We start from the raw sequence: 12,869 nt of genomic DNA, 5'->3' as shown, positions 1-12,869 counted from the left end.
CCCATAATAGTCCAAAAAGGTCATAAGAAAGGAGAATCGACAGCATGACGAAAAGATTTGAATAAAGGAATGTTTTTCCTGGTTCTGTTTTTTATAGCAAACCAATAATGTTCAATTTTGTTAAAATCTGGAGAATATGGAGGAAGATATAAAATTTCTGCACCAACTCCTTTAGCAAATCTTATTAGACTTATGAAAAGTAGCATTATCAAGGATAACAGTTTGTCCAGGTTCCAAAATCGGTGTCAGAAACTGCTCAAACCATTTATTAAAGATATCCATATTGCAGTGGCCTTCAAAGGTTAACGGAGCAATTATTTTTCTTCCACTCAAGGCTGCAACCATGCTAATTCGTTGAGTTTTCTTCCCAGATTTTAGGGCATAAAAAACCGCTGTCCTTTCTGGCAATACCCATAGGTTCAGTGTTATCAATGCCAGACTCATCTATATACACTAATTCTTTAGGTTCTTTTGTTGCTATAACCTTTGAAAGTGGAAGATTAATACCAGAACCTATTTGATAAGAAAAAAATTCTTCTACGTCTGGCCCTTGATTTTCTGAAAGAGGAATTTTAGCAACTCCTCCTACACCAAAAGTAACATAAGGAGTAATATCTGTATTTTCAAATTTATAATGATAATGAAGCTTTGCCATAAGTCCCGCGTCTAAAATCCCTTCACTCATAACAAGTTTAACTGCAGGACCAAATGAAATTTTAATGCTATCTGTACAGTGATAGCCAAGATCATAATTAATACCAAGCATGCCATACGACGAAGAGGTGTAGGTTCTATCTTTAACCCAATCAACTCCAAAAGACGGTGCTGACAAAGAACAGCAAGCCAACAAAGTAAGTAACTTTTTCATTTTTATCCTCCAAAGATTAATATATGCATATATAAGCATATAAATATTAAAAATAGTATAAATTGCAAGTAAAAAATTGAAGTTATTTTATTTTTTTTGTTATTTGCCTTTCTCTTGCAATTGCCAGACTTCCCTTTGGCACATCTTTGACTACAACGCTACCTGCTGCAATTACAGAGTCATCATGCACATTAAGCGGTGCAATTAATGAACTATTGGCACCAATAAAACAATTGCTTCCAATATTTGTTTTATGTTTTTTTTTTCCATCATAATTACAAATAACGGTACCTGCGCCTATGTTACTGCCCTGCCCTACCTGAGTATTTCCTATATAACTTAAATGCTTTATCTTAGTATTTATACCTATATCACTTGCTTTTGTTTCAACAAAATTACCTATGATTGCACCATCACCTATTGTTGTATTTTCACATTTGGCAAATGGACCAACCCTAACACCAGGTTCTATTTTTACTCCAGGACCAAAAAAAACGTATGGGTAAACAATCGAATCCATACCAATTTGCGTATCAAGAGAGAAGAAAACAGTCTCTGGAGCAACAAGCGTTACTCCAGAGTTAGTGAAAAACTTTCTTTTTTCTTCTTGAAAGTAAAACTCGGCCGTTGCAAGGTCATTCCTATTATTTATGCCAGTTGCCTCCTCCTCATCAGCAATAACATAGCCGACATTTAAATTACTCTTTACTGCAATGGCAACGATATCGGTCAAGTAATATTCATGAGCTTGGTTATTACACTCTATTTTCTCCACCAATTCACGTAGATTCTTTTCACGTGCAACCATTATTCCGGCATTAGCAAGAAATTCCTCATCATTATTTCTACCATTTTGTGCTTCTACGATTTCTCTTAGGGAACCGTTCTCAATAATTAGTCTACCGTATCCTTTGTTATTAGTTTTAAACCCAAGACAAACTAAAGCATTGCTCTCTCCTAAGCAGCTTATCATTTTAGTTATTGTGCTGCTTTTTATCAGCGGAGTATCCCCATACTGCACAACAACTATATCTGACAATTCTTTCAGGTTTCTCATTGCAATTTTGACTGCATCCCCTGTACCGAGCGTTGACTCTTGTGTAATTAATTTTATACCCTCAAAGCATTTCATCCTTTGAGTTAAAGGCAAATCGACTACAATAACTATTTTTTCAGGATTCAGCTGCTTTGCATTGTAAATGACGTGCTCAAGCATGGAGAAATTACCTATTTTGTGCAGAACCTTAGGCAAGCTTGAATTCATTCGTTTACCATGCCCAGCAGCAAGTACAACAAATGTATAAGATTTATTTGTCACTTATCTTAAAGACGAAAAATGAAAACCATAATGGTTGAGCCAACTAACTCTATTGTCGTAAAAGCTCCTTAGATCACTAATTTGATATTTCAGCATTGCTAGCCTTTCTATACCAATCCCAAATGCAAAGCCACTGTATTTAGTATGGTCTATTCCAACATTTTTAAAGACATTTGGGTGTACCATACCGCACCCAAGCACTTCAATCCATTTACTATCTTTATAACTTATGTCCACTTCTGCAGAAGGCTCAGTAAAAGGAAAAAAACTATTACGAAAGCGTATTTTTAGACCTTTATCTCCGAAAAATTTACTAAGGAAGCGATGAATAGTAAATTTTAATTGGCCCATATTGACATTTTCATTAACATAAAGCCCTTCTATCTGATGAAACATAGGAGTGTGAGTTGCATCAAAGTCATTTCTGTATACCCTACCTGCAGCCACTATTTTAATTGGAAAAGTTTTTGTCTTTTCCATAGTTCTAATCTGCACAGATGAGGTATGAGTGCGCAGCACCATTCTTTTATCGTTTATTTTATTCTTTAAGTAGAAAGTATCTTGCTCCTCTCGCGCAGGATGATGACTTGGAGTATTTAGCGCATCAAACACGTGAAATTCATCTTCAATATCAGGACCATCAACTGCTTTGAAGCCCATATGTGCAAAAATGAGCTTTACTTCACTTATAACTTTGCTCAGTGGATGAATCTTGCCAATTCTTTCTGGTCTGACAGGCAGTGTGATATCAACTGCTTCATTTTGCAGTTTTAACTTAACTTCTTTATCTTTTAGTTCATTTTCTTTGCTTGTTATAAGCTGGTCTATCTTATTGCGTAAAACATTAATCACTGCACCTAGGTCGCGTTTTTCTCCTGCATCATCTATATTCTTTAAGTCATCGAAATAAGCTTTTACTACACCCTTTCTCCCCAAGTATGACAACCTAACTTTTTCTAAATCCTGCAAAGAAGCAGCATTTTCAATCTCAGAAACTGCCTTATCTTCAAGTAAAGGTATTTCACTTATTAGCTCTTTATTCACCTTAAAAACGCTAGCTTAAACTTTCATTATAGTGCAATCTTTAATATCATCAATAAAACTATTTGGATAAAAAGGTGTCATCCCAGTACTCTCCTTCTTGTCATCCCAGTGCTTGGCACTGGGATCCAGATTGGGCATTAAGTTGGTAAACACTTTACAACGTTTTTTGTATAAAAGGACTGGATTGTATATTAAATCAAAGCCGCAAGGCTATAATGAGCAAGGAGTGATACTGTCAATTGGATTGATTGATAGAAATCGTAGGCATCTCAGTACACTCCTTGCTTTAAAAAATGGAGTACGAACGGTAGGGGGATCAAAAAGATCGAATCACAATCCTGTACAACATTTACATTATTATTTGATTATATTTATAGGTACAAAAATGGCTAGAACAGTTTTCATTGGTATTGATGTTTCAAAAGAAACACTTGATATCTCAATTAATAATAAACATCAGCGTATAGAAAATGTAGAAAGAGCTATATCTGAGTTTATAAAGTCAAAAATAGTTAACGTATTTGTTAGGTTATGTGTAGTAGAATCAACAGGTGGTTATAAAAAACTTGTCATAAAGTTGTTACGGGAATATAAAATAGCTGTTCACAGAGCTCACCCAAATCGGGTATATGCATTTGCAAAAGCCTGCAACCACTTTGCAAAAACAGATAAATTAGATGCAAAATTACTAGAAAAATATGCTGAATTTATCACAAAAAATGACGAAGTAATAGAATACATAGTTTCACAAAAGCAAGAAGAACTAAAAGAGCTAAGAGCAATTGAGCGCAATCTAAACGATGAAGTTCACGCAAATAAGTGTCGTTTGCATAAGGTTACAGGAAAAGCCAGGGAATATATAGAAAAACAGATAGAATTTGCAAAAAAACAATTAGAGCAAGTTAGGCAAGACATAGAAGATATAATAAACTCTGATCCTGATTTGAAGGAAAAAAGCAAACTGCTAACTATAGCATTTCCTAAAGTAAATGATAAAGGTATAATAAAGTATTTGAGTTATAATGGCATATAGTGTGGATTTAAGGGAAAAGGCAGTATTGATGATAGAAAAAGGGAAGACAAAGGTTGAGATAGCAGAGCTCATGGAGATAGGAATAGCAACGCTGTACCGCTGGTTAAAAAAGAAAGCTGCTGGTGAAAGCCTAAAGCCATCTAAAAACGGTAGCTTTATTCGAAAAATAGACCCAAAAATACTCGAAGAATATGTTACAAAGAATCCAGATCATACTCTGGCAGAGATGAAACAAAATCTTGGATTTGGAATAAATTCAATTTGGTATAGACTAAAACAGCTAAAAATTACTTTAAAAAAAAGTCACACTATATCAAGAGCGCAATCAAGAAGATAGGCAGCAATTTATTGATAAAATCTCAAAAATAGACCATTCCAGCATCTTATATATAGATGAAGCAGGAGTTGATAATAAGTTATACCGAGAATATGGACGTGCTCCAAGAGGAAAGAAAATTTATGCAGATATTCCAGCGAGAGAGAATCAGCATAGTAGCCGGGTGGATTGGAATGAGATTTATTGCACCAATGACTTTCAAAGGTGGGTGTGACAAAGAGGTATTCAATATATGGTTGGAGAAGATGTTATACCAATTCCCGCTATACAAGCAACGAATAGAAAATAATGGAAAAAAGCCATACTGAAGTAAGTAAAATAGCGAGGTTTAGATGGCATTAAGATCAAAATTATTGGATGAAAAAGTGGTGAAATCAGCAAAAGAGATGCTGAAGAGAGTAAGAAATAATGCGTATGTTGCAAAAAAAAACTAAATGCTGTAATTGCAGCAAAAAAGCACAGTATAACAGCTGTAGCAAAAATATGTTGCATTTCGAGAAAGGCAATTACTACATGGATAAAGCACATAAAATTTGGAAGAGAAGAAAAATTATTTGCTCCACCTCAACGCCGTAGAAAAACTATATTGAACCAAAGTCAACTTGAACGAATTGAGTTGTGGATAGAGGAAAACCCCAATATTACTATTAACGCTAATTCTGGATTAAGGAAGGAAGAAAGTATAGGAAATGGAAGGCTTTTTGGATTTCAAGGAATAGGAAATGAGAGTAGAAAAGATGTGAACCAAGAAATTAACAGGAGATCTATGGCGAGTATGTTCAATTTCAAGTCTATTTTTGAGGTAGCCAAAAATCGTCTCAATGATCGACCTTTTTCTCAGCAAAATCTTTTCATGTAGTGAAATTAATGCGTTTTTCATCCCCTTTTTCACCTTGGTAACAAGTTTCAAACCGCGGTTAAACAACTCTTGGAAAAGCTCTTTTTTAATATAGCCTTTATCACCAAACAAAAGACCGGTTAATTTCTTAGTTAGGTTTGCTACAGGCTCTCTATCGTCAACATTACCTCTTGTAAGCGTAAAAGCTTGAATTTCACCTTTCTCGTTAATTATCAAATGTAGTTTAAAGCCGAAAAACCAGCCATATGTACTCTTGCTTAATTTTGCAATTCCAGCAAAAACCTTATTTCTTGATATTCTTTTTGCATGGCAAACTGCAATAGGAGTTGTATCTATGTATGAGATTCCAGTAAGTTCTGACCATCCGCAAAGGCACTGTAATAGCATGGCTAAATGCCACAAAACCCTGGACTTTAGAGCAACAAACCTAGTGTATGAAGGCAACTTCGAAAACTCTGTTTGTAGAGCAATGTTAGGTAATGCAGGTAGAAAGCCTTAAAATTTTCACAGGGAGATTGCTGATACAGGAGGATTATTGTGATAATTTCCGAATGTGTAATTTCTGGCACTCTTGTGGGTTTTTACCGTTTGGCAGTAGTTTATCTGCAAAATTTTTCTCTATATCTCTGCAAAAATCATCGACCAGACAAAACAGTTTTGTTATATCTTCCATGGGTAACCTCATCTATTTTTTTCTATTTGTTGAGTTTACCCTACTCTCCTGACTTTTCTATTCTCTCTTTAATCCAGAATTAGCGTTATTAGAGAAATGAGAATAAGAATCCAAGAAAGATTTGGTTTGAATATCAGAAAATCCGCAATACATCGTAATATGCAAAGAATGAAATTCTCATATATCACACCAAGACCAGTTCATAGTGGACAAGATAAAAACAAGCAAGAGGAGTTTAAAAAAAACCTCAATGAAACTATTGTCATGCATTCTGAAAAAGAGCTATTTTTCTTCGATGAATCACGGTTTGGTACACATTCAAAAGTTGGACATGGGTGGTTTAAAAAAGGCAGTAGGACACAGGTTAAGGTAAAATTAGGTAGGGAAAATTTTTATCTCTATAGTACAGTTAATCCCAGAAATGGAGAGAATTTTAGCTTATTTGCACCAAACGTCAACACTGATTGTATAAATATATTCCTTGAACAGATGTCGCAATATTTAGGAATACGAAAGGCTTTTCTCTTGATGGATTGCGCTAGTTGGCATAAGTCAAAAAATTTAAAGGCACCTAAAAATATCGAAATTATATACCTACCACCATACTCACCTGAACTCAATCCTCACTTTTACCCACAACTTTGAGAGGTCATTATGCGAAGCATAACCATGCTTTCCCTGAGGTTTTCATAACCACGCCATAGAGTCATAGTTCCTGGTAAATTATCACTTTTTCTATTCATAAATCCACCTAATTTTCCTAACCAAATAATAGCTTGTTTTATGTTTGGAGGTTCTTCTGGCAATTTGGCTACTTTATGCTCACGTATGTAAAGGGTTTTCCACTCTTCATTACTTAAAACCTTAGTACAAACCTCCATAGGATTCGATAAAGCGATTTTTGTTAAATATAAAATATTAAATGCAATAATGCTCTTTATAGCGATTAATTTCTCTAATCTTTCTTTTGTAGCTAAACGAGAGCTTTCTACCTTACATCCTGATTTTAAAATCCTAAAATACTCCTCGATTTTCCATCTTAGCTTATACCAATTTATCCTTTCTATAGCATCTAAAGTGCTATTAACTGGTACATTAGTCAGCAAAGTCCAATCAATAGCTTCTACTCTTTCAGGAGGATTTGTTTCTTTGGCACTTACTACATATATAGCGATTTTATCACTTATTTTATGCTCTGTATCTTTCGATCCATAAATGTAAGGAGATCTGATAGGTATATAGCCTTTCATATACCTGACTTCAATGTTAGCTTTTCTTGAGATCTGGTATTTATTTTCAGCAACATTCAAGACAATTTCCTTTTTTACAGGCAGTTGAGTTATACGTGTTTGCAAATCCGTTTTTCCCCCTTCAATACAGATGAATTTCCTATTAGTTCGGTTGCGGATTACATAAAAACTGTCCAATGATTCAACAGTCCATAAAAACTTAAAAATATCTGCTTCCCTATCACCAATAGTAACAAGCTGTACACCTTCTGCGAGGTTATTTAGGGTTTCTTTTAGTGCCGCTATCCACTTATAGCTTTCTTTCTCCTTTATAGCAGTACGGTATTTCCTGTTTGCTTTTTCTTGGGCTGTTTCTTCCCTGATAGAACGTGCCCAACACTGTTGAGAAGATAGCCCTAAAGGTAATCCGTCTTTGTTAACCATTAAGTTACTGTGCAATAACAAACCCTTTTTATATTTTGTATAGGCTTTAGAAATACTACCTAGACCCTTAGTCTTTATATGAGAGTCAAAATCCAAATAACTTGTATCTTGAACTGAAAATACCAGCTCATTTCCTTTTATCCTTTCCATAGTTTCTTTATAATGGGAAGAATAAATTTCCTTAGCTTCAAGCTTCTCATTGCTAAATAATCTGTATGCACCTTTAGCTTCTTTCCATCCTACACAGCTTTGACTAATTGACCCAGACGCCTTATTCTCTATTAAATAGCTTGTTTTAATAAGTCTTGTATTAAGTCTTACATCTCCCAGATTAACATGTCTCAACTCTTTTTCTAGCCATTTATCTCCTAAGCCATCAGCACATTGTACATTTCTATTTACTTCACACATTTTTACCTCATCTTAAGTATATTTTTCTCTATCTTACTTGCTTTTTATACTTGTGGGTAAAAGTGAGAACTCAATCCTGTTGAGAGGTTTTGGTTATATATAAAACAGAACATTTTACGCAATAAAATCTACGATACAATTGTTCTGCTTGAATGCGCTTTGTGTAAATTTATTACCTCTCTTTCCCCTTCCACGGTTAAACAACTCTGCTATGCTTCTTATTTGGTTCATTAATAATGAGAATTGGTATAAGCATCTTTAAAATCTTCTATCTTCTTCCATGCTTTAACTAGGTCAGAAGTTCCTAGCCCATTAAGGTCAAAACTTTGAGCTTCTAATTCGTTCTTAAATGGTTCTAGCGCCTCAATTGCGCATTCTCTTATTTCATTACCACCAATATGTACAATACTATCGCTAATAGAATCCATACTTTGACCATGAGTAATACTTGGCATATTTTTACCTACTATTTCATTTTAATATATCATTAATTAATGATATATTAAAATGAATCAATAAAGTTATTAAAATTTTCTTATTTTTAACGAATTTAGTTCATTTTATCACGCTTAAGACTCTTATTTATGACAACCACTGTGTCTGCGATCTTATCGTGCCAAGTTTGGCAGCGTTTGTCGAAGTTTGCCCATATAAAACCCAAGAATAGTGGTGCTGTTGACAATATAAAGGAAAAAAACCTCTTTATTGCTTGTTTTAGAGTCAATTTTTCAAAAGTTTGTGCACTCACAACTCTAAGCCCAAGTAATAACTTTCCAGGTGTAGCACCAAACCTTATCCACATATATGCCACATAACTAAAAAGCATAATGAATTGAACTATTTGATTTAGAATTAATAACTTGATTAGTTTACTCTGCATTGCTGTTTCCTCTGCAGATAGTGGCACCTGCATTTGATATTTTGCAGCAATTTGGCCTAATATTTTACTGCTCTCCGAGCTCATGAAGAGTTGATTTAAGGCCTGACCGCAAAACTGCAAAAATAAAACGATGATGATTAAATCAAGCAGTACTGACAAATAGCGTCTAAGTCCTGTTACATAGCATATTCCATTATCATCCTTTTTCACTTTTTGAATAGCATTTATAGAAGAAAGAATGGAAAATAAACGATTAAAAAATTTATGTAACATATATGCATTTTCCAATGTTTGAGTGCCCCTGGCCGGACTTGAACCAGCATGCTTTTGCAAGCAACAGATTTTGAGTCTGCCGTGTCTACCATTCCACCACAGGGGCCTACTTTAATGCTATAAGCAACACAAGATTAGTCAAATTTTTTATCTTTTAAGTAAGGACTGAATATTCTACAATAATCAATCATTACTCTGAAAACTTAAAATGAATGAATTAGCTAATCTTATTGATTCAAGAGAAGAAATATGTAAATTGCCACACAATTTAGAAGCAGAGCAAATGCTCATTGGTGCAATGATTCGTGATAATAGAATTTGTGATGCAGTTGAAGATATAATTGCAGCAGACAATTTTTATGATCCACTACATCAAAGCATTTTTACCCAGATATCTAAAACCAGAAAACACGGCATAGTTGCCAATGAACTAAGCCTTAAGATGTTTTTTGAAAATGATAAAGCATTTGCCGAATGTGGTGGAGTTGAGTACCTAGCAAAACTTGCAGCAAAGGCAAGCATTGCGCTTGATATCTATAGCTTGACCAGAATAATCCGTGATACTTATTTAAGGAGATGCTTAATCAAGCTCGGGCAGGAGATAGTTGACGATAGTTACAACTACGACATTGAAAATCCTGCACAGTTACAAATTGAGCAGGCAATGACAAAATTGTTCAACTTAGCAGTAAAAAAGCAAGGTGATAAGACATATATAAAGCTTGCAAGTTCAATTAAAGATGTGGTTGAGAAGATCAGCAAGCTGAAGAATAACCCAGAGGCTCTAGGTATTACAACCGGACTTCAAGATCTAAACCAGCTTCTTGGTGGTTTGCAGAAATCTGATCTGTTAATTATAGCTGCAAGGCCCTCAATGGGAAAGACAGCATTGGCACTGAACATCGCACTTAACGCTTGTAAGATTTTGCAAAAAAGAACAGATAAACAACACTACGTAGCTTTTTTCTCACTTGAAATGTCAGCAGAGCAATTAACCGCAAGATTGATTACTATAGATTCAGGCATTGGTTATTATAAGGCACTGACTGGGAGAATTAGTGATTTTGAATTACATGAATTCATTAATGCTAGTACAGATCTATCAGAATTACCTTTCATAATAGACGATACTCCTGCTCTATCAATTAGTGCCCTTCGTACCAGAATACGACTGCTATATCAACTATACAATGTGGAGGTGGTATTTATAGATTATCTGCAATTAATTCGAGGAACAACAAAAAGGAGTAGTGAAAATAGAGTGCAAGAAATCTCAGAAGTGACGCAGGGTTTAAAAGCAATTGCAAAGGAACTAAATATTCCCATTGTTGCACTATCACAGCTCTCTCGTTCTGTTGAGCAAAGGGATGATAAAAAACCACAACTTTCTGATTTACGTGATTCAGGAAGCATAGAGCAGGATGCAGATATAGTAATGTTCCTCTATAGAGAAGAATATTATGAATTAAGAAAGCAACCAAATGAAGGAAGTAATAAACATCGAGAGTGGCAAGAGAAAATGGAGAAAATTAGAAATATTGCAGAGCTGATCATTGCAAAACAAAGAAACGGGCCAATTGGCAGTGTGAAGCTACATTTTGACTCCAATAGAGGTGCATTTAAAGATTATACAGAAAGATATAGTCTGTAGCGGTTTTGAGTAATTCTGGAAGTGTTTAACAAACCATACGTGCCAAATTAAGAAGCTATCGTGAAACATAGCAATATTTAAGATTGGCATTTTATTTGTTACATTTATTTTTTTTAGGAAATTCTTATCTAGGATAAGATGATTTTTTAGAAAGATCTATAAATTACTAACCTTATTACTTAATATATAAAATAGTTTTTTCTTATTTCCTTTCTTCCTTACGCCACTTTTTCTTAACTTGATGCGTATGGTTTATTTAACACTTCCGATATACAACTAAAAAATAGCAAATTCTCTATAACTTGAATATAATTTTAGCTTTACCTAAACAGAAAGATGAATTACTTAATGGATTTTGTTTTAATATCTCTTTCCTTGCCACTTTTTATTACTGAGAATTATTTGTTAATTACTGCGTTGATCCCACTTTTAAGTGCATTAGCTATTTCTTTTACTAGTAAATGGCCCAGAGTGAACAGTAGCATTACTGTTGTTTCTTCTATGCTTCTATTTGCGTATACATCTCTATGCACTTTATATTTGGTGTATGGTGATCATTCTCAATTTATTCTCATGGACTTTGGTAATAATTTGCATATTAGTTTAAAGTTAGAGTCTAGTGGAGCAATATTCAGTTTATTAATATCATTTTTGTGGGTACTAACCAGTATATATGCAATATGTTATATGCGAAATAACTATGCTGATAGTAACTACTCGAGTTTTCTATGCTTTTTTTCAATAGCGATTAGCTGTGCAATGTTTATTGCTTTTTCTGGAGATTTGCTCACTACATTTGTCTTTTACGAGCTTCTAACTATTAGTACATACCCTCTGATTACTCACAACTCAACAAATGAATCAGTAATTGCAGGACGCTATTACTTTGGTTTACTATTTTTCTCTTCTTTAGTGTTATTTTTTCCTGCAATAGGTCTCTTATATAATGAATTCCATACTTTAGACTTTGTAAGAGGTGGAATATTCAAGTTTGATACTTCGTTCATAATTTTTATTGCAGTGTGTTTTGCTATGCTGATTTATGGAATAGGAAAAGCTGCATTAATGCCAATGCATTTTTGGTTGCCAAAAGCAATGGTTGCACCAACTCCTGTAAGCGCACTACTACATGCTGTTGCTGTTGTGAAATCAGGAGTGTTCATCATCATCAAAGTTATATTATACACTTTTGGCATCGATAATATGCAACGTTTTGCACAGCAAAGTTGGTTTGCTGGAGGATGGCTTCCGTACGCTGCTGGATTTACTATTATTACTGCATCGTTAATTGCATTAAAGCAAAAGGAATTAAAGAAATTGCTTGCTTATTCTACTATCTCTCAGTTGTCATATATTATATTGTTCGCTTCAATTTTTAGTGAATTTAGCATGAGGATTGCAATTTTTCAATTAGTTTGCCACGCATTTGCAAAAATCACTTTATTTTTCGCTGCTGGAGCAATAATAACGAAAACAGGTGAGAAATACATAGATAGAATTCACGGTATAGGACGTAGTATGCCAATTAGTATGATAGCATTTACTATAGGTGCATTGTCCATGATAGGGGTACCACCTGCTCCGACTTTTTGGAGCAAATTTTTCATTTTTCAAGCTGTTTTTAACTCTAGTAATGTAACACTTTCTGTATTTGTAGCTCTGGTGTTAATTGTCAGTACTATACTCAACGCTCTATACTTCTTACCGATAATTTACAATGCCTTTTTCTTAAAACCTTCTAGAAATTATTTTATTAAAAAGACACCAATGCTTCTAATTTTACCTCCAGTTGTTACTGCTGTATGCACTTTAGTTATTTTTTTTAACTACCAAGTAATTTTTTAAATGT

The 12,869-nt window shown here is 34.3% G+C and carries 10 protein-coding genes, 1 tRNA gene and 6 pseudogenes; 8 read left to right on the top strand and 9 right to left on the bottom strand.

Annotated features, from left to right (window positions below):
* Positions 1 to 20: 20 nt before the first annotated feature.
* The 4 genes and pseudogenes from O1Q06_RS01085 to pheS all read right to left on the bottom strand — a co-directional run.
* A pseudogene (locus tag O1Q06_RS01085) lies at positions 21 to 487 on the bottom strand (IS630 family transposase); the annotation flags it as partial.
* Positions 485 to 868 (bottom strand): annotated as a pseudogene (locus tag O1Q06_RS01080) (hypothetical protein); the annotation flags it as partial. The pseudogenes O1Q06_RS01085 and O1Q06_RS01080, both read right to left, overlap by 3 nt.
* Before the next feature lie 82 nt (positions 869 to 950).
* Entirely contained in the window at positions 951 to 2,186 is a 1,236-nt protein-coding gene (locus O1Q06_RS01075; protein WP_410542779.1) for an NTP transferase domain-containing protein, read from the bottom strand.
* Positions 2,187 to 3,230, bottom strand: a complete 1,044-nt coding sequence (gene pheS / locus O1Q06_RS01070) for a phenylalanine--tRNA ligase subunit alpha (RefSeq protein ID WP_015588323.1) — start codon at positions 3,228 to 3,230, stop codon at positions 2,187 to 2,189.
* 184 nt (positions 3,231 to 3,414) lie between these two features.
* Between pheS and O1Q06_RS01065 the strand changes: the two genes are divergently transcribed.
* From O1Q06_RS01065 to O1Q06_RS01050, 4 genes and pseudogenes are all read left to right on the top strand, one after another.
* Positions 3,415 to 4,263, top strand: coding sequence for an IS110 family transposase (locus O1Q06_RS01065; protein ID WP_410542778.1), 849 nt, complete (start codon positions 3,415 to 3,417; stop codon positions 4,261 to 4,263).
* The gene (locus O1Q06_RS01060; RefSeq protein WP_264336399.1) at positions 4,253 to 4,600 is read left to right on the top strand and encodes a transposase; all 348 of its coding nucleotides are present in this window, start codon (positions 4,253 to 4,255) and stop codon (positions 4,598 to 4,600) included. Before O1Q06_RS01065 ends, O1Q06_RS01060 begins: the two co-directional genes overlap by 11 nt.
* Positions 4,601 to 4,656: 56 nt before the next feature.
* The gene (locus O1Q06_RS01055) at positions 4,657 to 4,908 is read left to right on the top strand and encodes a hypothetical protein (protein ID WP_410542777.1); all 252 of its coding nucleotides are present in this window, start codon (positions 4,657 to 4,659) and stop codon (positions 4,906 to 4,908) included.
* Positions 4,909 to 4,932: 24 nt separating this feature from the next.
* Positions 4,933 to 5,360 (top strand): annotated as a pseudogene (locus O1Q06_RS01050) (IS630 family transposase); the annotation flags it as partial.
* Here the strand turns inward: O1Q06_RS01050 and O1Q06_RS01045 are convergent.
* Positions 5,265 to 6,132: pseudogene (locus O1Q06_RS01045) on the bottom strand (IS982 family transposase). The pseudogenes O1Q06_RS01050 and O1Q06_RS01045 overlap by 96 nt on opposite strands.
* A gap of 87 nt (positions 6,133 to 6,219) precedes the next feature.
* Here O1Q06_RS01045 and O1Q06_RS01040 point away from each other — a divergent pair.
* Positions 6,220 to 6,756, top strand: a pseudogene (locus O1Q06_RS01040) (IS630 family transposase); the annotation flags it as partial.
* A 5-nt stretch (positions 6,757 to 6,761) separates the two neighbouring features.
* Here O1Q06_RS01040 and O1Q06_RS01035 read toward each other — a convergent pair.
* Positions 6,762 to 8,216 carry an IS4 family transposase gene (locus O1Q06_RS01035; protein WP_410542423.1) on the bottom strand — a complete coding sequence of 485 codons (1,455 nt, stop codon included), beginning with the start codon at positions 8,214 to 8,216 and terminating at the stop codon, positions 6,762 to 6,764.
* A 66-nt stretch (positions 8,217 to 8,282) separates the two neighbouring features.
* Between O1Q06_RS01035 and O1Q06_RS01030 the strand changes: the two are divergent.
* Positions 8,283 to 8,450: pseudogene (locus O1Q06_RS01030) on the top strand (IS630 family transposase); the annotation flags it as partial.
* Here the strand turns inward: O1Q06_RS01030 and O1Q06_RS01025 are convergent.
* The 3 genes from O1Q06_RS01025 to O1Q06_RS01015 all read right to left on the bottom strand — a co-directional run bounded on the left by O1Q06_RS01025 (position 8,447) and on the right by O1Q06_RS01015 (position 9,475).
* Positions 8,447 to 8,671, bottom strand: coding sequence for a hypothetical protein (locus tag O1Q06_RS01025; protein WP_410542776.1), 225 nt, complete (start codon positions 8,669 to 8,671; stop codon positions 8,447 to 8,449). The pseudogene O1Q06_RS01030 and the gene O1Q06_RS01025 overlap by 4 nt on opposite strands.
* A 95-nt stretch (positions 8,672 to 8,766) precedes the next feature.
* The gene (locus O1Q06_RS01020) at positions 8,767 to 9,369 is read right to left on the bottom strand and encodes an RDD family protein (protein ID WP_353277537.1); all 603 of its coding nucleotides are present in this window, start codon (positions 9,367 to 9,369) and stop codon (positions 8,767 to 8,769) included.
* 23 nt (positions 9,370 to 9,392) lie between these two features.
* Positions 9,393 to 9,475: transfer RNA gene (locus O1Q06_RS01015), tRNA-Leu, on the bottom strand.
* A gap of 102 nt (positions 9,476 to 9,577) precedes the next feature.
* Here O1Q06_RS01015 and O1Q06_RS01010 point away from each other — a divergent pair.
* Positions 9,578 to 11,020: a replicative DNA helicase gene (locus O1Q06_RS01010; protein ID WP_265025034.1), complete on the top strand. Its 1,443-nt coding sequence runs from the start codon at positions 9,578 to 9,580 to the stop codon at positions 11,018 to 11,020.
* 348 nt (positions 11,021 to 11,368) lie between these two features.
* Positions 11,369 to 12,865, top strand: a complete 1,497-nt coding sequence (locus O1Q06_RS01005) for a proton-conducting transporter membrane subunit (RefSeq protein ID WP_410542775.1) — start codon at positions 11,369 to 11,371, stop codon at positions 12,863 to 12,865.
* The last annotated feature ends 4 nt before the right edge of the window (positions 12,866 to 12,869 follow it).

It is taken from the genome of Wolbachia endosymbiont of Tetranychus urticae (assembly GCF_046529255.1).
Taxonomy (GTDB): Bacteria; Pseudomonadota; Alphaproteobacteria; order Rickettsiales; family Anaplasmataceae; genus Wolbachia.
The sequence above is the reverse complement of the archived record's forward strand: the minus strand, read 5'-3'. Positions and strand labels throughout refer to the sequence as shown.

Coding starts and splice junctions, on each gene's coding strand:
- O1Q06_RS01060 (WP_264336399.1), top strand. CDS start 4,253: ATGGCATATAGTGTGGATTTAAGGGAAAAGGCAGTATTGATGATAGAA.
- O1Q06_RS01055 (WP_410542777.1), top strand. CDS start 4,657: ATGAAGCAGGAGTTGATAATAAGTTATACCGAGAATATGGACGTGCTC.
- O1Q06_RS01035 (WP_410542423.1), bottom strand. CDS start 8,216: ATGTGTGAAGTAAATAGAAATGTACAATGTGCTGATGGCTTAGGAGAT.
- O1Q06_RS01025 (WP_410542776.1), bottom strand. CDS start 8,671: ATGCCAAGTATTACTCATGGTCAAAGTATGGATTCTATTAGCGATAGT.
- O1Q06_RS01020 (WP_353277537.1), bottom strand. CDS start 9,369: ATGTTACATAAATTTTTTAATCGTTTATTTTCCATTCTTTCTTCTATA.
- O1Q06_RS01010 (WP_265025034.1), top strand. CDS start 9,578: ATGAATGAATTAGCTAATCTTATTGATTCAAGAGAAGAAATATGTAAA.
- O1Q06_RS01005 (WP_410542775.1), top strand. CDS start 11,369: ATGGATTTTGTTTTAATATCTCTTTCCTTGCCACTTTTTATTACTGAG.